General features: G+C 73.2%; 19 protein-coding genes. 11 read left to right on the plus strand and 8 right to left on the minus strand.

Features of this window, described 5'->3' with window-relative positions; genetic code table 11:
- The first annotated feature begins 83 nt into the window (after window positions 1-83).
- Window positions 84-1,385 carry a DUF1266 domain-containing protein gene (locus ACIGXO_RS06145; RefSeq protein ID WP_399781950.1) on the plus strand — a complete coding sequence of 434 codons (1,302 nt, stop codon included), beginning with the start codon at window positions 84-86 and terminating at the stop codon, window positions 1,383-1,385.
- 458 nt (window positions 1,386-1,843) lie between these two features.
- Window positions 1,844-2,704 carry a hypothetical protein gene (locus ACIGXO_RS06150; protein ID WP_399780973.1) on the plus strand — a complete coding sequence of 287 codons (861 nt, stop codon included), beginning with the start codon at window positions 1,844-1,846 and terminating at the stop codon, window positions 2,702-2,704.
- 86 nt (window positions 2,705-2,790) lie between these two features.
- On the opposite strand, the gene ACIGXO_RS06155 is transcribed toward ACIGXO_RS06150, so the two are convergent.
- Complete coding sequence (locus ACIGXO_RS06155; protein ID WP_399780975.1) at window positions 2,791-3,594, minus strand: GntR family transcriptional regulator; 804 nt, start codon at window positions 3,592-3,594, stop codon at window positions 2,791-2,793.
- Between the two features lie 116 nt (window positions 3,595-3,710).
- Between ACIGXO_RS06155 and ACIGXO_RS06160 the strand changes: the two genes are divergently transcribed.
- Window positions 3,711-4,559, plus strand: coding sequence for a (2Fe-2S)-binding protein (locus tag ACIGXO_RS06160; protein WP_399780978.1), 849 nt, complete (start codon window positions 3,711-3,713; stop codon window positions 4,557-4,559).
- A gap of 227 nt (window positions 4,560-4,786) precedes the next feature.
- Window positions 4,787-5,929 carry a DUF2637 domain-containing protein gene (locus ACIGXO_RS06165; RefSeq protein ID WP_399780981.1) on the plus strand — a complete coding sequence of 381 codons (1,143 nt, stop codon included), beginning with the start codon at window positions 4,787-4,789 and terminating at the stop codon, window positions 5,927-5,929.
- Between the two features lie 78 nt (window positions 5,930-6,007).
- Here the strand turns inward: ACIGXO_RS06165 and ACIGXO_RS06170 are convergent, their stop codons facing one another.
- From ACIGXO_RS06170 to ACIGXO_RS06200, 7 genes are all read right to left on the minus strand, one after another.
- Complete coding sequence (locus tag ACIGXO_RS06170; protein WP_399780984.1) at window positions 6,008-6,490, minus strand: ATP-binding protein; 483 nt, start codon at window positions 6,488-6,490, stop codon at window positions 6,008-6,010.
- 422 nt (window positions 6,491-6,912) lie between these two features.
- The gene (locus ACIGXO_RS06175; protein ID WP_399780987.1) at window positions 6,913-8,655 is read right to left on the minus strand and encodes a pyruvate dehydrogenase; all 1,743 of its coding nucleotides are present in this window, start codon (window positions 8,653-8,655) and stop codon (window positions 6,913-6,915) included.
- Window positions 8,656-8,803: 148 nt separating this feature from the next.
- A complete protein-coding gene (locus tag ACIGXO_RS06180; protein WP_399780990.1) occupies window positions 8,804-10,057 on the minus strand; it encodes a protein phosphatase 2C domain-containing protein in 1,254 nt (417 codons plus the stop codon).
- A 63-nt stretch (window positions 10,058-10,120) separates the two neighbouring features.
- Window positions 10,121-10,627, minus strand: a complete 507-nt coding sequence (locus tag ACIGXO_RS06185) for a methylated-DNA--[protein]-cysteine S-methyltransferase (protein WP_399780993.1) — start codon at window positions 10,625-10,627, stop codon at window positions 10,121-10,123.
- Window positions 10,605-12,167 carry a DNA-3-methyladenine glycosylase 2 family protein gene (locus tag ACIGXO_RS06190; protein ID WP_399780996.1) on the minus strand — a complete coding sequence of 521 codons (1,563 nt, stop codon included), beginning with the start codon at window positions 12,165-12,167 and terminating at the stop codon, window positions 10,605-10,607. Before ACIGXO_RS06190 ends, ACIGXO_RS06185 begins: the two co-directional genes overlap by 23 nt.
- Before the next feature lie 63 nt (window positions 12,168-12,230).
- Entirely contained in the window at window positions 12,231-13,349 is a 1,119-nt protein-coding gene (gene rsgA, locus ACIGXO_RS06195; protein ID WP_399780999.1) for a ribosome small subunit-dependent GTPase A, read from the minus strand.
- A gap of 263 nt (window positions 13,350-13,612) precedes the next feature.
- Entirely contained in the window at window positions 13,613-14,080 is a 468-nt protein-coding gene (locus tag ACIGXO_RS06200; protein ID WP_399781002.1) for a MarR family winged helix-turn-helix transcriptional regulator, read from the minus strand.
- A gap of 210 nt (window positions 14,081-14,290) precedes the next feature.
- Between ACIGXO_RS06200 and ACIGXO_RS06205 the strand changes: the two genes are divergently transcribed.
- The 7 genes from ACIGXO_RS06205 (at window position 14,291) to ACIGXO_RS06235 (ending at window position 21,134) form a co-directional block, all read left to right on the plus strand.
- Window positions 14,291-15,511, plus strand: coding sequence for an MFS transporter (locus ACIGXO_RS06205; protein WP_399781005.1), 1,221 nt, complete (start codon window positions 14,291-14,293; stop codon window positions 15,509-15,511).
- A 66-nt stretch (window positions 15,512-15,577) separates the two neighbouring features.
- Window positions 15,578-15,994 carry a heme-binding protein gene (locus ACIGXO_RS06210; RefSeq protein ID WP_399781008.1) on the plus strand — a complete coding sequence of 139 codons (417 nt, stop codon included), beginning with the start codon at window positions 15,578-15,580 and terminating at the stop codon, window positions 15,992-15,994.
- Between the two features lie 32 nt (window positions 15,995-16,026).
- Window positions 16,027-16,851, plus strand: coding sequence for an aldo/keto reductase (locus ACIGXO_RS06215; RefSeq protein WP_399781011.1), 825 nt, complete (start codon window positions 16,027-16,029; stop codon window positions 16,849-16,851).
- Between the two features lie 41 nt (window positions 16,852-16,892).
- Complete coding sequence (locus tag ACIGXO_RS06220) at window positions 16,893-17,687, plus strand: SDR family NAD(P)-dependent oxidoreductase (RefSeq protein ID WP_399781014.1); 795 nt, start codon at window positions 16,893-16,895, stop codon at window positions 17,685-17,687.
- 74 nt (window positions 17,688-17,761) lie between these two features.
- The gene (locus ACIGXO_RS06225; RefSeq protein WP_399781018.1) at window positions 17,762-18,775 is read left to right on the plus strand and encodes an aldo/keto reductase; all 1,014 of its coding nucleotides are present in this window, start codon (window positions 17,762-17,764) and stop codon (window positions 18,773-18,775) included.
- A 147-nt stretch (window positions 18,776-18,922) separates the two neighbouring features.
- Window positions 18,923-19,555 carry a helix-turn-helix domain-containing protein gene (locus tag ACIGXO_RS06230; protein ID WP_399781021.1) on the plus strand — a complete coding sequence of 211 codons (633 nt, stop codon included), beginning with the start codon at window positions 18,923-18,925 and terminating at the stop codon, window positions 19,553-19,555.
- Window positions 19,556-19,631: 76 nt separating this feature from the next.
- A complete protein-coding gene (locus ACIGXO_RS06235) occupies window positions 19,632-21,134 on the plus strand; it encodes a peptide MFS transporter (RefSeq protein ID WP_399781024.1) in 1,503 nt (500 codons plus the stop codon).
- The last annotated feature ends 5 nt before the right edge of the window (window positions 21,135-21,139 follow it).

The following is a 21,139-nucleotide window of genomic DNA, read 5'->3' on the forward strand; positions in this document are numbered from 1 at the left end:
GCCGGCCGTGCGCGCGCTGTGATCCCCGCTGGCCAGGCCCCGCACGACCGGTGATCAAGGCTCGATAAGGTTTTCCCATGGCGATGACGAACGGGCCGGAGGCGGCCGCCGGGCCGGACCCGGCGGAACCGGCGGACCCCGCGGAACCGACGGCTCCGGCGGCCCCGGTCTGGCAGGCGCCGAGCGAGGTCGAGCAGCAGCTGTACGACGCGAAGACGCGCGGCGACTGGCCCGCGTACTTCGACGTACTGGCCCGCAACGAGCTGTACATCGCCGACTCCCGGGCCGCGGCCGACGCCCATCCCGGCACGGTGCGCTTCCAGCCGTACTGGGACCGGCGGACCGGGACGCTCTGCCTGGCCGCCTTCACCCTCGGCATGCTGCCCGCGCCCGTCGAGGACCCGGTCTTCTGGTCCGGCTCGCTGGACTGGTTCGCGCGCAACTGGGAAGCGCACGACCCGCCGTGGCTGGCCGTCAACCCCGGCAGCCCCTGCGAGGCGTACTTCCCGACCTCCCCCGGACACCGCGCCGTGTGGCAGCGGCACGCCGCGGCCGCCGCGGCCGAAGAGCCGCAGCAGCAGATCAGGCTGCGCACCCTGCACGTGGGCGGCCCGCTGCACGGCCCGGTGGCGCACGGACTCGCCTGCGGGGCGCTGCTCTTCGTCAACAACGGCCGGCCGTGGAACGCCATGGCCCACCACGGCCGGGGCTACTACCCGGAGAAGAAGCAGCTCGCCGAATTCTGGAACGTCACCGACCGCGCGACGTGGCAGCAGGCACAGGAGCGGCTGACCGCCGCCGACATGGTCAGCGAGGTATGGGAGTTCGCGCTCGCCGTGCGGCGCTCGCTCGCGCTGGACTTCGCGGGCGCGGTGAGCGTGGACCACTGGCGCGGGGTGGCCGAGCGGGTACTGCGGCACAACGCCGAGAAGGGCGCCGAGGTCAAGCTCACCCCGGAGGGTGTCACGAAGACCGAGCCGCCCGGCGAGGCGGAGGTCGCCTCGCAGGTCGCCGGGGTGCAGCGGCTCATCGGCCGGATCGCGCGGTACGAGGCGCGGTTCCGCGCGGACGGCGTACTGGCCGAGGGCAAGTTCGTCCGGTCCGTCGAGGCGTGGGACTACGGGCGGGCCTCGGGCATGGCCCGCTGGGGGCTCGGCGCGCGCTACTGCACCCTGCCGGAGGCGGAGCAGGCCGTGCTGCGCGCGGGCGCGGCGAGCCGGAGCGCGTACCGCTCCTGGGAGGACTTCTCCGCCGGCTTCATCCTCGGCCGCTGCTTGCAGTTCGACGAGGAGGAGTTCGGCCACTGGTACACGGACATGGCCACCGCGCACCAGATCCTCACCACCGATCCGGCCAGCCCGTGGCGGAACATCCCCTGGGAGTAGCGCCGCGCGTTCGGTCCCGGGGATGATCTCCGCTCCCCCGCCACGCGCGCCGCACCGCCGCCATCCGGTGGTCCGCACTCCGCCACGCGTCCACCGCCCTCTCCGTCACCGGGACCGGGCGGCGGGATCACGGGGCGGGCGGCGAAGGGCGCACGGCGCGGGGCCGACCGCGCGACTCCGGATCACTCGTTCGAGCGGCTTTCGCGTGCCGTCGCGACGGCCTTTGAAGCGCCAGGTCAGAGCGCTCGGTGACCGATCACCCCCGGCACACACCCCGCCGGACAGCCATGATCAGCTCCTCTAGCGGCTCAACTCCGCTTCGTACACGGCCCGCCGGAGATTGTGAAATCATTCACCCAGCCCCTTGGCCCCACGCCGAAATTCGTGCTGAGATTCGCCCACTGCTTCCAGTCCAGCTCAAAGGTGCGCTCGGGGAGGGCAATGTGGCGGACACCGCCATGCCGGAATCTGCCGAAACCGATGGGTCCGAAGGATCTGTCGAACGACTGCCGGTGCCGGGAGCACCGGTGACGGGACTGCCGGCGGCCAGGACCGCCGGTCCGGCCGCGGACGGGCACGGAAACGGGGACGACCCACTGGACCGGGCGGTCTGGCGGCTCAGGTCCCGCGGCTGCTGGGACGACGCGGCGGCACTGCTCGAACCACACGCGGCGGCGCACCCGACCGCCGCGCTCCGCCGCGCCGCGCTCCTCGTGGAGCGCTGCATGTTCACCTGTACCGGCTGGGCCGAGGCCGAGGACGCGCTGCGGTACGCCGAGGCCCGCGCGGGCACCGACGACGAGCGCGGCGACGCGGCCTGCGAGCGCGGCCATCTCGCCTACGCCGCCACGGTCCTGGGCGTACGCGACCGCGCCGACGAGGCCAGGGCGGCACTCGGCCGCGCCGCGGCGCTGCTGCCACCGGCCGCCGAGGGGCGCGCGCTGCTGGACTTCCGGCGCGGCCTGATGGCCGAGCACATCGCCGACAGCCCGCAGTCGGCGCGGGCCGCCTACCGCCGCGCCCACGCCGCCGCGACCGCGCACGACGACTCGCTCCTGCTCTCCTTCACCTGGCGCCATCTGGCCGGACTCGCCCTGCGCGACGGCGAGTTGGCGGAGGCGAGGCACGGCTTCGCCGAGTCCCTCCGCATCCGCGAGGAACTGGGCTACCTCATCGGCACGGCCCCGGCCCTCGCCGCCCTCGCCGACGCCGCCCCGGAAGAAGACGCCGCCCGCCTCCGCGCCGAAGCCGCCCGCCTCTTCCGCCTCATGGACGGCATCCCCACCTGGCTGGCGGACCAGCTGCCGACGGCGGCGTAACGACCGGAATCCCGGGGGGAGTTCGGAGCCTCGGGGGAATTCGGAGCCTCGGGCGAACCAGCGCCCCGCAACGGAAGAAGCGCGCCTCAGTGGAGGAAGCGGTTTCCCGTGAGGTGGTCGCGGGCGATGCGTTCGGTGAGGGGGAGGTCCTGGGCCTGGAGGGCGTCCAGGAGGGCCATGTGGTCCGAGGCGTCGGCCAGGAGGTCGGCCACGCCGACGCGGGTGCCGCCGCACGGCCAGGCCGTGCGGCGCTGGACGTCGTCGGCGACGAGGGTCAGCTGGCGGTTGCCGGTCAGGGCGAGGAGCGCGCGGTGGAAGGCGCGGTCCGCCTCCGCGTACGCCACGCAGTCGCCGTGGCCGGCGGCCGTGACGGTCGCGGCGGCCAGCGGGCGCAGCTCCTCCCAGCGCTCGGGGGACAGCGTGCGGGCCAGCCGCAGTACGGTCGGCACCTCCAGCATGGCCCGTACCTCCGCCAGCTCGGCGAGGTCGCGAGGGGTGCGCTCGGCGATCCGGAAGCCGCGGTTGGGGACCACCTCGACCGCGCCCTCGGTGGCGAGCTGCTGCATGGCCTCGCGGACCGGCGTCGGCGACACGCCGAAGCTCTCGGCGAGCGCGGGCGCCGAGTAGACGGCGCCGGGGGCCAGCTCGCCGGAGAGCAGCGCGTCGCGGAGGGCCGACAGGATCTGCGCGCGTACGGAGTGCCGCTGCGGCTTGCGTACGGACGGCGTGGCAGGTGGCGCGGGCGGTGGCGCCGCGGGCGGGGCCGCGACCGCGTGGGTGGCGGCCCCGTCGGCGTCGGCCGGGTGCCGTCCGCGTACCGCCTCGGGGCGCCCCTGTGCGGGCACGCGGGCGCGTATTCGCGGCGGCTGTTCCGCTCCGCGCTGCTCCATGGGGTACCTCCAGATGTCCTTGAGCACCATAGGCGGCCCCTGCCGCAGTTCAAACCTCGGAGAGTTCCGCTAAGGTAAGCCTTACCTGCCTACGACGCGATTCGGTGGTTCTCCGCATGAATGCTTCCGTCCTCGCCGCCCCGCCGTCCCCTTCCCCCGTGACCGGCGCCTATGCCCGGCTCACCGAGGTGTTCCCGGGGCTGCGGGTGACCGAGCTCGGGCCGCGGGACGCGGCACCCGCGGGCGAGGACTGGACCAGCGCGGCGGAGCTGGCGGCCGGCGGCGCGGCCCTGGACGCCTTCCTGGCCTGGGACGACGCGCAGGTGATCAAAAACTACGGGAAGCGCGCCCGCCCGGACGTGGTCGCCAGCTTCGGTCTGCACCGGTACGCCTGGCCGGCCTGCCTGCTGATCACCATGCCGTGGTTCCTGCACCGCCGGGTGCCCCGGCTGCCCGCCGGCGCCGTCTTCTTCCCGCGCGAGCTGGGCCACGCCGCCGTACGCGTCACGTCCTTCGCGTGCCTGCCCGACGACCCGGCGGCCGGGCTGCCGGGGGCCGTGGCCGTGGCCGACGAGGAGGCGCTGCGCGCCGAGGTGCGGGCCGCGGTCGCCGAGCACCTCGGGCCGGTACTGGACGGCTTCCGGCCCCGCGTGCGGCGCGGCCCGCGCGCCCTGTGGGGCATGGCGACGGACGAGATCGTCGAGGGGCTGTGGTACCTCGGCCACCTGCTCGGCGAGGAACGGCGCGCCGTGGCCGAGGTGGCGCGGCTGCTGCCGGGCGCGACGGCGCCGTACGTCGGCGGCGCGGGCTTCCGCGAGCTGACCGGCCCGGCCGGGGAGAAGCTGCCGACGCGGGACCGCGCGAGCTGCTGCATGTTCTACACGGTGCGTCCGGAGGACACCTGCGTCACCTGTCCGCGTACGTGTGATGCGGACCGGGTCGCGCGGCTGACCGCGAGCGCCTGACCCGAGCGCTCCGCTCCCCCGCCACGGCACTCCACTTCCCCGCCACCCGATCGAGTGGCGGTAATCGAACTCAACTGCCGCCGCCCTCAAGGCTGTGCGAACAGTTCGCCCCTCTCGGCGGCCCTGGCCGCCTCCTTGGCGTCCTCTTGCCCCGAAAACCCCTGCCGTACCGACCGGCTCCGCCAGGATGTCGCGCGAAACGCGTACCGCGATGCAAGGGGTCCCAGATGAGAATGACGGACATATCGCTGGACTGGCTCGTCCCGGGAGCCCTGCTGCTCGTCGGTGTCACGGCAGCCGTGGCGGTGGTCCTGCGCGGCAAGCAGAGCGCGGACAAGGCGGCCGACGACTCCTGGGAGCGCAGCGAGGAACGCCGGCGCCGCAAGGAGGCGGTCTACGGCTCGGCCTCCTATCTGCTGCTCTTCTGCTGCGCCGCGGTGGCCGCCGCGCTCTCCTTCCACGGCCTGGTCGGCTTCGGCCGGCAGAACCTCAACCTCTCCGGGGGCTGGGAGTACTTGGTGCCGTTCGGTCTGGACGGCGCCGCGATGTTCTGTTCCGTACTGGCCGTGCGCGAGGCCAGCCACGGTGACGCGGCGCTCGGCTCCCGGATGCTGGTGTGGACGTTCGCGGGCGCGGCCGCGTGGTTCAACTGGGTGCACGCGCCGCGCGGCCTGGACCACGCGGGCGCGCCGCAGTTCTTCGCGGGCATGTCGCTGTCGGCCGCGGTCCTCTTCGACCGGGCGCTGAAGCAGACCCGCAGGGCGGCGCTGCGCGAACAGGGCCTGGTGCCCAGGCCGCTGCCGCAGATCCGGATGGTGCGCTGGCTGCGTGCCCCGCGCGAGACCTTCGCCGCCTGGTCGCTGATGCTGCTGGAGGGCGTGCGGAGCCTGGACGAGGCGGTCGATGAGGTACGCGAGGACCGCCGCGAGAAGGAGCGGACCCGGCGGCGCCGGCGCGAGCACCGGAAGCTGGACCGGGCCCGGGTGCGGGCGCTGAACCGGCAGCACCGGTGGGGGCGCGGTGTCCGTCAGGTGCCGGACGTGACGGCCGGGCGGCCGGTGGCGCAGCAGGCCGAACCGCCGGCGATCGAGGGCCAGGCGGCCGGGGGCCGTACGGCCGGAGACCGCGGGCACGCGGCGGAGGGCCAGGCGGTCGAGGCCCCGCCCCCGGCCGGGGGCCCGGGCATCGAACCGGAGGGCGGCCGGTCATGGAACCGCCCCACGCTGAAGGCCGTGGCCGGCCGTGCAGGCGGCGCCGAGCGGTCGGGCCCGCGCACCGTGGACCTCACCGCCGAGGACGACACGCAGACGATCCCGCGGCTGGACTCCCTGGAGGAGAAACTCGCCGAGATCGAGCGGCAGTTCGGCTGAGCGCAGCAGGACGACAGAGCGGCGGGCCGCCCCCTGGAGGGCGGCCCGCCGCACGTTCGCCGATCCGGGCACCGGCATTCACTTCGCCGTGCCGCCCAGTTCGAACCACACGCACTTGCCGACGCCGTGCATCCGTATGCCCCAGGCGTCCGCGAGCGAGCGCACCAGCATCAGTCCTCTCCCCGAAGTGCCTTCGGTGGTCGGTCTGCGGGGCTGCGGCCGCCGGGATACAAAGTCCCGCACCTCCACCCGCAGGCGGTCGGTGACCGTCACGGTCACCACGGCACCCCGGTCGGTGTGCACCAGGGCGTTGGTGACCAGCTCGCTGATGAGCAGCTCCGCGATGTCCGACCTGCCGGAGTCCCCCCAGTGGACCAGCAGTTGGCGCAGGTCCCTGCGGACCGTCGCCACCGCCGTCAGGTCGGCGTGGCGCAGCCGGTGCCGGATGGCCCTCGGCCGCTGCCCTTCGATCCATGTGCCGCCACGGCCGTCGAAGGGGCCGGTGACCGGCCCGTCGATCCGTCCGTGCAGTTGCTCGCCCCCTACAGGCTGACGCTTCATCCTCCCCGCCCCGAGCGCTCCGGTGTCCCCGATCTTCATCCCCGATCTTTCGAACAACCTCAGATCGATGCATGCCCACCGGGATACGACCCAAGCTTCGCCCCCTGCTTCCGCATATGCCACGAGATGCCCGGCTGGTCCCGACCAAGGCCCGGCCCGGCTGTCATGACAAGGGCAGAAACATGCGCGTGCCCCGGCCGTCCGTAGGACGAATTCGCCCTCGCTGTCGACCGGCCCGCTGCCGCAGCCGGTACAGCTCGTCCCGGCGGAGCCGTCGAGGCGCGGGGTCCACCGAGTGGCCCGGTGCGGCTACGCCCGCGTCCGCGCCCCTCGCGGCACCGCGGCGCAGCCCGGAAGCCCCTGACGCTTCCTGCCGCGAACGGCACAGCTGCGGGGCATGTGCCCCGCTGGACGGTAACGGCTCAGAAGCGCGGGATGTTGCGGAGGTTCGACCGGGCCATCTGCACCATCCGGCCCACGCCGCCGTCCAGCACGATCTTGCCCGCCGAGAGCGCGAACCCGGTCACCATGTCGGCGCTGATCTTCGGCGGGATGGACAGCGCGTTCGGGTCGGTGACGACGTCGACGAGCGCGGGCCCGTTGTGCTTGAAGGCGTCCCGCAGCGCGCCCCGCAGCTGCTTGGGCTTCTCCACACGGACGCCGTACGCGCCCGCCGCCCGGGCGATGGCCGCGAAGTCGGGGTTCTGGTTGCCGGTGCCGTACGAGGGCAGGCCCGCGACCAGCATCTCCAGCTCGACCATGCCGAGGGAGGAATTGTTGAACAGGACGACCTTCACCGGCAGATTGTGCTGGACCAGGGTGAGGAAGTCGCCCATGAGCATGGAGAATCCGCCGTCCCCCGACATCGAGACGACCTGCCGCCGGCGGTCGGTCAGCTGCGCGCCGATGGCCTGCGGCAGCGCGTTGGCCATCGAGCCGTGCGTGAACGAACCGATGACGCGGCGGCGCCCGTTGGGCGTGAGGTAGCGCGCCGCCCAGACGTTGCACATGCCCGTATCGATTGTGAAGATCGCGGAATCCGATGCCTCCTCGTCCAGTACGGAGGCGACGTACTCGGGGTGGATTGGCACGTGCCGGTCCACCTTGCGGGTGTACGCCTTGACCACGCCTTCCAGCGCGTCGGCATGCTTCTTCAGCATCCGGTCCAGGAAGCGGCGGTTCTTCTTCTCCTGGACCAGCGGGGTCAGGCAGCGCAGCGTCTCCCGTACGTCGCCCCAGACAGCCAGGTCCAGCGTGGAGCGGCGGCCGAGGTGCTCGGCGCGCACGTCGACCTGCACGATCGGCACGTCCTTCGGCAGGAACGCGTTGTACGGGAAGTCCGTGCCGAGCAGGATCAGCAGATCGCACTCGTGCGTGGCCTCATAGGCCGCGCCGTATCCGAGCAGACCGCTCATGCCCACGTCGTACGGATTGTCGTACTGGATCCACTCCTTGCCGCGCAGCGCGTGGCCGACGGGTGACTTGATCTTCTCGGCCAGTGCCATGACCTCGGCGTGTGCGCCCGCCGTACCGCTGCCGCAGAAGAGCGTCACCTTGCCGGCCTGGTCGATCATGCGGGCGAGCTGCGCGATCTCGGCGTCGCCGGGCCGTACGGAGGGCCGCGAGGTGACCAGTGCGTGTTCCTCGGCGCGTTCGGGCGCCTCCTCGCCCGCGATGTCGCCGGGCAGCGCGACCACGGAGACGCCGCTGCGGCCCACCGCGTGCTGGATCGCGGTCTGCAGGACGCGCGGCATCTGCCGGGTGTTGGAGATCAGCTCGCAGTAGTGGCTGCACTCCTGGAAGAGCTGGTCGGGGTGGGTCTCCTGGAAGAAGCTGGTACCGATCTCGCTGGAGGGGATGTGCGAGGCGAGAGCCAGTACGGGAGCCATCGAACGGTGCGCGTCGAACAGGCCGTTGATGAGGTGGAGGTTGCCCGGGCCGCAGGAGCCGGCACAGGCGGCGAGCCGGCCGGTGATCTGGGCCTCGGCGCCGGCCGCGAACGCCGCGACCTCCTCGTGCCGGACCTGGACCCAGTCGACGGCCGAGGTGCGGCGGATGGCGTCGACGACGGGGTTCAGGCTGTCGCCGACGACTCCGTAGAGCCGCTTGACCCCGGCGCGCGCCAGGATGTCGACGAACTGCTCGGCCACGGTCTGCTTCGCCATCGCGCGCACGCCCTTCGGGTGGGGATCAGTGGCTCGCGCCGCCCGTCGGGCGTTTTGCCCGCTTCACGGCATTGGTTCGGTTCTACCACTCCATCCCGGGGCGGAGCCGGAAGGTGTACGTCGTGCTGCGCCGTGCCGCGGGCGGTACTCAGCTGTCCCAGACCGCCGCGGCCGTGCGGTCCTTCGCGTGGCCCTTCACCCGCAGCTGGGCGTCGGCCAGGAAGGCGGCCAGCCCCGGCGGCTCGGTCTCGGCCCACCGCCCGGCCAGCCGCGCGGCGAAGTCGGGCGCCTCGCGCAGCGGCTCGGCCAGCCCCGCGCTGCACAGCAGCAGGGTGTCGCCGGAGCGGGCCACGGAGGCGCGGAAGAGGAACGGTTCACCGACGGGCTCGGGAGCGTTTTCGGGAGCGGCCTGGCGGGCGGCTCCCGGGGCCCCGGTGACCCCGAGGTTCATCGTCGGCTCCGGGTCCTGCGCGGCCGGGTCCCGCACGGCCGGCTCCTGGCCGGCGAGGCCGCGCTGCGCCGGGATGCCGGGCGGCTGCGTGCCGTACCCGACGACCGGCCCGCCGACCGCCTCCTCCGGCGGCAGCGGCGGCTCCAGGTCCTGCCAGACGCCGTCCCGGAGCCGGAAGAGCCCGCCGTCGCCGAGGCCGAAGAAGACACGGGTGCGGCACGCCGGGTCGGCGGGCAGCAGCAGGCAGCGCAGCGAAGCGGTATAGGCGCGGGGGTCGAGGCCCAGCTCGGCGGCGCGGGCCCGCAGCCGGCCGTAACTCCGGTCGGTGAGCCGCTGCAGCCCGGACCTGAGCGCTTCGCGGCGGCCGGTACGGATGTCGTCGGCCAGCCGGGCGCCGGAGCGGCCGACGGCGGCGCCGATCCACTGGCAGACGTCCCGCGCCGCGCGGTGCCCCTCGGGCGAGCCGTGCGCCCCGGAGGCGACGGCGAGCAGGATCAGCGTCTGCCGCCCGCTGCCGAAGCAGGCGGTGAGCAGGGCGTCGCGGCGCGGGTCGCCGCGGTACCGGGCGGAGTCGCCCCGTACGGAGGCGGCGCGCAGCGTGAGCGTGCCGTACTGCGCGCCGTCCAGCTCGGTGTCCGGGACGAGCCCCGCGAGGTCGTCCGGGTCGGCGGCGGGCAGCGCGACCGGCTCGGCCGCGTACGTGGGCGGCCGGTCCCCGATGAACTCCACTACGGGGACGGGCGGCTCGGCCTCCACGGCCGCGTCGGCCGCACCGGCTGCTTCGTCGGCCTCATCGGCCGTGTCCAGCGTGCGCAGGGCTGAGTCGACGCGGTCGTCCAGCGTGTCCGGCGCGGTCGAGGGCCCCGCGTCACCCGGCTTGCCGTCGCCCGCTTCGTACAGCTCGCGCCACCAGTCGTCCTCATGTCCGCGTGTGTCCCCCTGCTGGCTCATGGACCGTATTGTCCATGGCCGAGTGGCGGCGAAACAGTGCACAAAAGAGTGCTCCGCGACGCGTCACCGGGCCGCGTCGACGCCCTCCAGGGACAGCAACGCGCGCTTGCGCTCCAGGCCGCCGGCGTATCCGGTGAGCGAGCCGTCGGCTCCGATGACGCGGTGGCAGGGGCGCAGAATCAGCAGCGGATTCGCGCCGATCGCGGTGCCGACGGCCCGTACGGCGGGCCGGGTGGCCCCGATGCGGCGGGCGATCTCCCCGTAACTGGCGGTCTCGCCGTACGGGATGGCGTCCAGCGCCGTCCACACGCGCTCGCGGAAGGCGGTGCCGCGGGTGGCCAGGGTCAGCGCGAAGTCCCGGCGCTCGCCCGCGAAGTACTCCTTCAGCTGCCGTTCCGCCTCGGCGAAGGCGGCCGGTTCACGGGTCCAGTCCCCCGAGGGCACGACGCCGCCCTTCTGGTCCGGCAGGGAGAGCGCGGTCAGTACCGTGCCGCCGGGGGCGTCGGCCGACGCCTCGCCCACGAGGGTCAGCCGGCCGAGCGGGCTGTCAAGCAGCGTGTAGAGCGGCATGGTTGATGCTGTCCTTCGGGTCGTGGTTGTCGGCGTGCGCCGGGGCGTGGTTTTCGCAGTGCGCGGTGTCAGGCTCTTCGGGTTCGTGGGCGGCACCGGCCTGAAGGCCCACGTGCCGGAGGTACTGGCAGGCGTACGAGCGCCAGGGCCGCCGGCGCTCCGCTTCGGGGCCGGCGTCCGGCGGGCCCACGTCCGGGTCGCCCAGCGCGCGCCTTCGGATGACCGCCGCGGCGGCGGGGCCGACGCCCGGGAGCGCGGCGAGGGCCCGTTCGGCGGCGTCCCGGTCCGCGCCCGCCGCGAGGTCCACCGTGCCGTCGGCGAGCGCCGCGCACAGCGCCCGTACGCCCTCCCCGACGTCCGCCCCGGCCAGCTCCTCCGGCGTCGGGAAGAGGTGGGTGAGCGTGCCGTCGGGGGTGTCCAGCGGCTTGCCGTACGCCCGTACGAGGGCGGCGGCGCGCTCCGGTGTCCCGCCGAGCACGGTCCGTACCGCCTGCTCCGCCGGATCGGCCGCGCCCGGCGAGCGCAGCCCGGGGCGGGCCGCGACCAGCGGCCGGAGCAGCGGGTCGGCGGAGAGCCGGGCGGCGACCGCGTACGGATCGGCGTCCAGGTCGAACAGGCGGCGCAGCCGCTGGCCGGCGGTGGGCAGGTCGCGCAGGTCGGTGAGGTGCAGCCGGCAGTCGAGCCAGCCGGAGCGGGCCGGTCCGGCCGGCCCGCCGGGCCGCTCGCCGACCTCGGCGACGGCGGTGCCGTGGGTGAGGCGCAGGGTACGGCGGTACGTACGGGCCCCTGGAGCACCGATGATCTCCTCGACGCCCGGTACGGCCGCTTCCTGGAGCTCGTCGAAGATCTCCCGCGCTGCGTACGGGCCGCGGAAGGCGAGCCGCAGCGGGATGCCGCCGGGGGTGCCGTGCTCCCCGCGCGCGGTACGGCCGCGTGCCGCGGCGCGCAGCTCGCTCGGGGTGCTGCCGTAGATCTCCCGCATGGTGGCGTTGAACTGGCGGATGCTGCCGTATCCGGCGGCGAACGCCAGCTCCGTGACCGGCAGCCCGGTGGTCTGGAGCAGGATGCGCGCGGTGTGGGCGCGGCGGGCGCGGGCGAGCGCGACCGGGCCCGCGCCCAGCTCGGCGGTGAGCTGGCGCTGGACCTGGCGGGCGCTGTAGCCGAGCCGTGCGGCGAGGCCCGCGACGCCCTCGCGGTCGACGACGCCGTCGCCGATGAAGCGCATCGCGCGGCCCACCAGGTCGGCGCGGACGTTCCAGTCGGCCGAGCCGGGGACGGCGTCCGGGCGGCAGCGGCGGCAGGCCCGGAAGCCGGCGCCCTGGGCGGCGGCAGCGGACGGGAAGAACCGCACGTTGGCCCGCTTGGGCGTGACCGCGGGGCAGCTCGGGCGGCAGTAGATACCGGTGGTCACCACGGCGAAGAAGAATTCTCCGTCGAAGCGCGCGTCCCGGCTCGCCACCGCCTCGTACCTGCTGCTTTCGTCCTTCACACCGTCCAGTGTGCGGGATCGGGGCGAGGGCTTCCGGCGGAAATCGGACATGGCGTTCGGGCCGCCCCGGGGGACGGCCCGAGGACGACCCCGGGACGGCCCGAACGCCGGACGTCAGGGCCGCGTCCCCCGCTTCCGCTCCCCCATGTGCCGCCCGAGCGCCTGCTTCTGTTTCCAGTCCCGGCGCAGCTCGGCGCGGAGCCGGGCGTCGGTCTTGGCGACGATGCGCTGGTTCTCGCGCAGCAGCTTGCGGTAGCTGTCCAGGCGGCGCTGCGGCAGATCGCCCGCGTCCACGGCCGCCAGCACCGCGCACCCCGGCTCGGCGGTGTGCGCGCAGTCGTGGAACCGGCAGTCGGCCGCCAGCTCCTCGACATCGGTGAAGGTGCGCGCGAGGCCCTCCTCGGCGTCCCACATGCCGACGCCGCGCAGCCCCGGGGTGTCGATCAGCACCCCGCCGCCGGGCAGCGCCAGCAGGTCGCGGGTGGTCGTGGTGTGCCGCCCCTTGCCGTCCCGGTCGCGCACGGCGTGCACGTCCTGCACGTCGGCGCCGAGCACGGCGTTGGCCAGGGTGGACTTGCCCGCGCCGGACCGGCCGAGCAGGACGGAGGTGCCGCCGGCCAGTACCGCCGCGAGGACGTCCAGGCCGGCGCCGGTCGCCGCGCTCACCGCCAGTACCGGCACGCCGGGCGCGGCCGTCTCGGTGTCGGCGACGAGGTGGCCGAGGCCCGCCGCGTCCGGCACCAGGTCCGCCTTGGTCAGCGCCACGACGGGGGTGGCGCCGCTCTCCCACGCCAGGGAGACGAAGCGTTCGACGCGCCCCAGGTCGAGCGGCTCGGCGAGGGAGACGGCGACGACCGCGTGGTCGATGTTGGCGGCCAGGATCTGGCCCTCGGAGCGCTTGGAGGAGGCGGACCGCACCAGGGCGGTGCGCCGCGGGAGCAGCGCGCGGACGACGGCGTCCGGCCCGCTGCCGGGATCGATCGCGGCCCAGTCGCCGGTGCACGGCACCTTGAGCGGGTCGCCGGTGGCCACGAGCGCGGTGCTCGCGAGCACGGTACGGACGCCGTCGCCGCCGGGCACGACGGCGTCCACGCGGCCGCGGTCGATGCGGACCAGGCGGCCGGGCAGCAGGCCCTGCTCGGCGTACGGGGTGAACTCCCGCGCACGGTCCTCGTCCCAGCCGTAGGGAGCGAGAGGGTGCGCGGCGGTGATGTCGGACGTGAGGTCGGACAACGGGATGACCCTTCGAAGCGGGTGGTCCCGGCGAGGGCGCGCAACTCGGGCGCGCCGAAAAGGAGTTGAGGTCAGCCGGGAACCACGGAGGCGATATGGATGATCTTCCGGATGCGGGCAGCGCCCATCTCAACGACAGTCATCAGTACTCACCTCCTGATCCCTCTGATTCCTCATCAGTCGACGTCACCGACCTTAGACCGGCACCATGCGGCGGCGCCAGCGGTTTTCCCAGGGGTGGCGTCACCGCCCGCGGCGGCGGGTCAGGCCGGCCGGTCACCGCCCTGCAATTGCTCGACGGCCTGGACCAGCGGCGCGAGTACGGGGTCGGCGGCCGCCTCGTCGAGGGCCTCGCGCAGGGCGGTGTTGTGGGTGGGGCGGGCCTCCTCCAGCAGGCGCCGGCCGTCGCCGGTGACGTCGGTGTAGATGCCGCGGCGGTCGGTGGGGCACAGGTAGCGCGAGAGCAGCCCGCGGTCCTCCAGCCGGGTCACCAGCCGCGTGGTGGCGCTCTGGCTGAGGACGACGGCGTCGGCGACCTGCCGCATCTGCAGGTGGCCGCCCTCGCCGTCGTGCTGCCGGCTGAGCACGTCCAGCAGCGAGTATTCGCGCACGCTCAGCCCGTGCCCGGCCTGCAGGGCGCGCTCGATATGGGCCTCGATCCTCCCGTGCAGCAGCGAGAGCGCCGACCAGCTGTGCGCCAGTGCGGTCATCGCCGGGTCGGTGGCGGTCATGAGCAGCTCCCTCGGTCGGGTCGTACGAGCGGTGGGGCCGTACGGGCGGAGGCGCCGGCAGGGGCCCTGCCGCCGTATCACTGACTCAACTATACCCGCGTTTGCCATTAGCCATCGTGTGCAACTATTGTCGACGCATGTAAGGCGCTCATGCCCGTAAGGCGCTCGCGCCGCTTCCTGCTTCCCTCCGCATGTCAAAGGACCCTCGTCATGCCGCTCGCACTGCTGGCCCTGGCCATAGGGGCCTTCGGAATCGGCACCACGGAATTCGTGATCATGGGGCTGCTGCCCCAGGTCGGCGCGGATCTCGGCGTGTCCGTACCGACGGCCGGTTTCCTGGTCACCGGCTACGCCCTCGGCGTCATGGTCGGCGCGCCGATCATGACCGTCCTCGGCACCAAGATCTCCCGCAAGAACATGCTCATGCTGCTCATGGGCCTGTTCATCCTCGGCAACGTCATCTCCGCCGTCGCCCCGGTCTTCGCCGTCATGCTGATCGGCCGGGTGGTGGCCTCGCTGGCGCACGGCGCCTTCTTCGGCATCGGCTCCGTGGTTGCCGCCGAACTGGTGGCACCGGAGAAGAAGGCCGGCGCCATCTCCATGATGTTCACCGGCCTGACCGTGGCCAACGTCGTCGGCGTGCCCCTGGGCACGTTCGTGGGCCAGAGCGCCGGCTGGCGCGTGACCTTCCTGATCGTCGCCGCGCTCGGCGTGCTCGGCCTGGCCGGCGTCGCCAAGCTCGTACCCGACGTGCCCAAGCCGGAGGGCGTCCAGCTGCGGCACGAGGTCGCCGCCTTCAAGAACACCCAGGTCGTCCTGGCCATGGCCATGACCGTCCTCGGCTTCGGCGGCGTGTTCGCCGCGATCACCTACATCGCGCCGATGATGACCGAGGTCAGCGGCTTCGCGGAGTCCTCCGTCACCTGGCTGATGGTGGTCTTCGGGCTGGGCATGGTCGCCGGCAACCTCATCGGCGGCCGTTTCGCGGACCGCAAGCTCATGCCGATGCTCTACACCGCCCTCGGCGGCCTGGCACTGGTCCTGCTGCTGTTCACCTTCGTGGCGTCCGGCAAGGCCGCGTCCGTCGTGGCGATCTTCCTCATCGGGGCGCTCGGCTTCGCCACCGTCCCGCCGCTGCAGAAGCGCGTACTGGACCACGCCCACGGCGCCCCGACGCTGGCCTCAGCGGCCAACATCGGCGCCTTCAACCTGGGCAACGCCCTGGCCGCCTGGCTCGGGGGCCTGGTGATCTCCGCCGGGCTCGGCTACACCGCGCCCAACGCCGTCGGTGCCGTCCTGGCCGCCGCCGCGCTCGTACTGGCCGTCCTCTCACACCGGCTGGAGCTGCGGCCCGCCCGTACGCCTGCGGCTCCCGCCGCGCCCGCGGACCACGGCGTCGCTCCGGCCACGGCGGGAGCCGGCCGCTCCTGACCGACACGCCCTCCTGACCGACACACCGACCACACCTCCCCACCCACTCGCACAAGGAAAGTTCCCATGAGCACCATCACCGTGACCCCGCTGACCGCCACCGACGCCGAGACCCTCATCGCCGCGGCTCGCCGCGCCGCCGACGAGGCGGGCGTCCCCGTCAGCATCACCGTCCTCGACGCCGGCGGGAACCTGCTGGCCTTCCGCCGCGACGAGCGCGCCGTCCTCATCTCCGGCGAAACCAGCACGGCCAAGGCGTACACCGCACTCCAGCTGAACGCGCCGACGGCCGACCTGGTCGACCTGGTCAAGCCGGACGGCCCCTTCCACTCCCTGCCCACCGCGCTGGACAAGCCCCTGCTGTTCATCGCCGGCGGCGTGCCGGTCCACCGCGACGGCCGGCTCATCGGCGCCCTCGGCCTCGGCGGCGGCGCCCCCGAGCAGGACCACGGCTTCGCGCAGGCCGCCCTCCAGGCTCTCTGACCCACCAAGCAGCACCGTAGAAAGGCCCTCTGATGACTTCCGTACCGAACGTGCCGCTCAACAACGGCGTGACCATGCCGCAGCTGGGCTTCGGCGTCTTCCAGGTCCCCGACGAGGAGACCACCGCCGCCGTCAGCAGCGCCCTGGAGGCCGGCTACCGCAGCATCGACACCGCCGCGATCTACGGCAACGAGCGCGGCGTCGGCAAGGCCATCGCCGCCTCCGGCCTCCGCCGCGAGGAGCTGTTCGTCACGACCAAGCTGTGGAACGAGGACCAGGGTTACGACCGGGCCCTGGCCGCGTTCGACGCCTCCCTGGACAGGCTCGGCCTCGACCACGTCGACCTCTACCTCATCCACTGGCCCACCCCGGCCCGTGACCTGTACGTGGAGACCTACAAGGCGCTGGAGAAGATCCTCGCCGACGGGCGGGCCCGTGCCATCGGCGTCTCGAACTTCCAGGTCCCGCACCTGCGGCGGCTCATGGAGGAGACCGGCGTCACCCCGGCGGTCAACCAGGTGGAGCTGCACCCCGGCCTCCAGCAGGCCGAGCTGCGCGCCTTCCACACCGAGCACGGCATCGCCACCGAGGCATGGAGCCCGCTGGCCCAGGGCGCGGTCCTCGGGGACGAGGCGATCGTGCGGATCGCCGAGGCGCACGGCGTCACCCCGGCGCAGGTCGTCCTGCGCTGGCACCTGCAGACCGGCAACGTCGTGATCCCCAAGTCCGTCACCCCCGCCCGCATCCGGCAGAACCTCGACGTCTTCGGCTTCGAGCTCACCGACGCCGACCTGGCCGCCATAAAGGGCCTGGACCGCGGGCTGCGCACCGGCCCGGACCCCGACACGCTCAACTGACCGGCCCCGAACGCCCCGCAGCCTCGACGAGAGGAACCCCCATGCAGATCGATCTCACCGGCCGCACCGCTCTGGTCACCGGCTCCACCCAGGGCATCGGCCTCGCCATCGCCACCGGCCTCGCCCGCGCGGGAGCGCGCGTCGTCGTCAACGGCCGCGGCGAGGAGCGCGTCGCGGAGGCCATCCGTACCGTACGTGCCGACTCCGGCAGCGACGACGTGACCGGCGCCGCGGGCGACCTGGCGACGGAGGAGGGCGCCGCCGCCGTACTGGAGGCCGTGCCCGCGGTCGACATCCTCGTCAACAACCTCGGCATCTTCGGCTCCGCCGATCCGCTGGAGATCGACGACGCCGAGTGGCGCCGCTACTTCGAGGTCAACGTCCTCTCCGCGGTCCGGCTCATCCGCGCCTACCTGCCCGGCATGAAGGAGCGGGGCTGGGGCCGCGTCCTCAACATCGCCAGCGACTCGGCCGTGGTCATCCCCGCGGAAATGATCCACTACGGCATGACGAAGACCTCGCTGCTCGCCGTGGGCCGCGGGTTCGCCAAGGACGCCGCCGGCACCGGCGTCACCGTCAACTCCGTCCTCGCCGGGCCGACCCACACCGGCGGCGTCGAGGGATTCGTCCGCGAGCTCGTCGGCGACGAGCTGCCCTGGGACGAGGCGCAGCACGAGTTCATGGTCAAGTACCGCCCGCAGTCGCTGCTGCAGCGCCTCATCGAGCCCGAGGAGATCGCCAACCTGGTCGTCTACCTCGCCTCGCCGCTCGCCTCCGCCACCACCGGCGGCGCCGTGCGCGTGGACGGCGGCTACGTCGACTCGATCCTGCCCTGAGGCCGGCGCCCGGTCCCGCCACCGGCCCCGGCGTCCCCACCCCGCACGCCCCCCCGCACGACAAGGAACTTCTGATGAGCCTCACCCACCTGCTGCCCGGTTCGCTGGGCTTCGGCACCGCCCCCATGGGCAACATGTTCCGCGCCATCCCCGAGGACGAGGCGCAGGCCACCCTGCAGGCCGCCTGGGACCAGGGCATCCGGTACTACGACACCGCCCCGATCTACGGCGCGGGCCTGGCCGAGATGCGGCTCGGCGCGCTGCTGTCCCAGCACCCGCGGGACTCCTTCGTCCTGTCCACCAAGGTCGGCCGGATCATCCACGACGAGGTGGCGGACCCCGCCACCCGCGATCTGGGCGAGAAGGGCGGCCTGTTCGAGCACGGCCGTCCCAACAAGGTGACGGACGACTACAGCGCCGACGCCACCAAGCGCTCCATCGAGGACAGCCTCAAGCGGCTGAACACCGACCGGCTGGACATGGTCTGGGTGCACGACGTCGCCCAGGACTTCCACGGCGACCGCTGGCTCGCCCAGTTCGAGACCGCCCGCACCGGCGCCTTCCGGGTCCTGGACGACCTGCGCGACCAGGGCGTGATCAAGGCTTGGGGCCTGGGCGTCAACCGGGTCGAGCCCATCGAGCTCACCCTCGCCCTGGACGAGCCGCGCCCCGACGGGTTCCTCCTGGCCGGCCGCTACACCCTGCTGGACCACGGCCAGGCGCTGCAGCGGCTGCTGCCCGCGGCCCAGGAGCAGGGCGTCGACATGGTCGTCGGCGGCCCGTACAGCTCCGGCGTGCTGGCCGGCGGTACCCACTTCGAGTACCAGGAGGCCCCGGAGCACATCCTTCAGGCCGTCCGGCGCATCCGGGAGCTGGCCGAGCGGCACGGCGTGTCCGTCAAGGCCGCCGCGCTGCAGTTCGCGCTGGCCCACCCGGTCACCGCCGCGGCGATCCCCGGCGCCTCCCGCCCCTCCCGTATCGCCGAGGACCTCGGCGCCCTGCGCGAGGAGATCCCCGCCGCCTTCTGGCACGACCTGCGGGAGACCGGCCTGCTCGACCCGGCTGCGCCGCTCCCGGCCGGCGCCTGACCCATCCGTCGCCCCGTAACCCGCTCCGGCACAGCACCCAGCTGTGCCGGAGCGGGTTACGGGGCGCTGTGTTGAGTATCCGTTTAGTATTGACGTATTCTGTTTGGCGTGGCTAAATTTCGGTAGCCGACGGAAGGGCAGGGAACCGTGGTCGACAGCGCTCGTCCCGATGAACCGGCCGCCGATGCCGCCGATGACCCGACCCAGCAAGTGGGCGCGGAGATCAAGCGGATCCGCACCGAGCGCGGTATGACGCTGCGGGACCTGGCGGAGCGCTGCGGACTCTCGGCGGGCTTCCTCTCGCTGGCCGAGCGCGGCATCAACTCGATCTCGCTGACCTCGCTCTTCGCGCTCGCGGGCGCACTGGAAGTGGACGCGGTCGAGCTGCTGGGAGCGGCCGGCCGCCGGAGCCGGCACGAGTACGCGATCGCCCGGCACGACGACCCGCACGCCATGCGGGTGGCGGTGGGCGAGCGTGAACACCGCGTGCTGACCGCCGACCTGCCGGACCAGCGCATCGAAGCGCTGGTCACCACGGTGCGCCCGACCGCCGAGCCCTCCCCCGTCACGCAGCACGACGGCGAGGAGTTCTGCTACGTGCTGCGCGGTGAGCTGACGTTCCTGCTGCCGGACGAGACCGCGGTGCTCACCGCGGGCGACTCGATCCACTTCAAGTCCCGGATTCCGCACGCCATTCACAACCGCGGCACCGACAGCGCGGAGGTGCTCTGGACGGTCGACCGCCCCCTGCTGCGGCGCCCCGACAGCACGATCAGCTGACCTCGCTCCACCTCCTGCCGGTACCCGCCACCCCCCAGAGACCCTGCCGGTGCACGCGTTTCACCGAGAGGCGGCCATGAGCGAACCGACGAAGGCACCCCTGAGCGAACCGCCGCAGGCGCCCCCGGGCGACCGAGGCTTCTTCGGCCATCCCCGCGGCCTGGCCACGTTGTTCTTCCTGGAGATGTGGGAGCGGTTCTCGTACTACGGGATGTCCGCGATCCTGCTGTACTACCTCTACGACCGGACCTCCGACGGCGGGCTCGGGCTGGACAAGCCGACCGCGTCGGCGCTGGTGTCGGTCTACGGCGCCCTGGTGTTCATGTCCGGCATCCTCGGCGGCTGGCTGGCCGACCGGTTGCTGGGCATGCGCCGCGCGGTCCTGCTGGGCGGCGTACTGATCATGTGCGGTCACCTGGCGCTGGCGGTGCCCGGCGGGCTGCCCGCGCTGCTGGTGTCGATGCTGCTGATCGTGGCCGGCACCGGCCTCCTGAAGCCGAACGTGTCCAGTCTGGTCGGGGAGTTGTACTCGTCGGCCGACAACCGCCGCGACGCCGGGTTCTCCCTCTTCTACATGGGCATCAACCTGGGCGCCTTCATCGCGCCGTACCTGGTGGGCACCCTCGGGCAGCAGGTCGACTACCACCTCGGCTTCGGTCTCGCGGCGGTCGGCATGGCCGCGGGGCTGGTGGTGTACGTCCGGGGGCGGGCGCGGCTGGGCCGGTCCGGGGATGCGCCGACGCATCCGCTCCGCGCGAGTGAGCGGCGCCCGGCGGCGCTGCGCGCAGTCGTCGGTACCGCGGTGCTGGCTCTGGTGCTCGTATCCCTCGGCGTCACCGGGACCCTGACCGTCCGGACGCTGATCAACGCCGTGTCGGTGCTCGCGGTGCTGCTGCCCGCGGCGTACGTGATCATGATGCTGCGCAGCCCGCACACCGATGCCGTGGAGCGCTCCCGGCTGATCGCCTACATCCCGCTGTTCATCGGCGCGGTGTGCTACTGGGTCGTCAACGAGCAATCCGGCTCGGTCCTCGCGCAGTTCGCCGACACCCGAACCGACCTGGAGCTCTTCGGGCTCGCGGTGCCGTCCTCGTGGTTCCAGTCGCTCAACCCGATCGCCACGCTCCTCCTGGCCCCGACGTTCGCCTGGCTGTGGATCAGACTCGGGGACCGGCAGCCCACCACGCCGCGGAAGTTCGGCACCGGACTGCTGCTCGGCGGTGCCTCGTTCGTGCTGATGGCCGGGCCCGGCCTGCTGCACGGCGTGGACGCGCTCGCCGGTCCGTGGTGGCTCGTCGCGAGTTACTTCGTGGTGATCTGCGGGTCGATGTGCCTGTCGCCGGTGGGGCTCTCGGCCACCACCAAGCTCGCGCCGCGGGCCTTCCTGGCCCAGATGATGAGCCTGTGGTTCCTGGCCTCCGCAGCGGCCGGAGGCATCAACGCCCAGCTCGTACAGCTCTACCGCCCGCAGACCGAGGTCGCCTACTTCGCCGGGGTCGGTGCGGCGGTGATGGCAGCCGGGGTTGTCATGCACCTGATATCGCCGTGGGTGCAGCGGCGCATGGGCGGTGTGCGGTGAGAAAA

Origin of the sequence: Streptomyces sp. NPDC053542 (assembly GCF_044544685.1) — a bacterium.
In the GTDB taxonomy this organism is placed as follows: domain Bacteria; phylum Actinomycetota; class Actinomycetes; order Streptomycetales; family Streptomycetaceae; genus Streptomyces.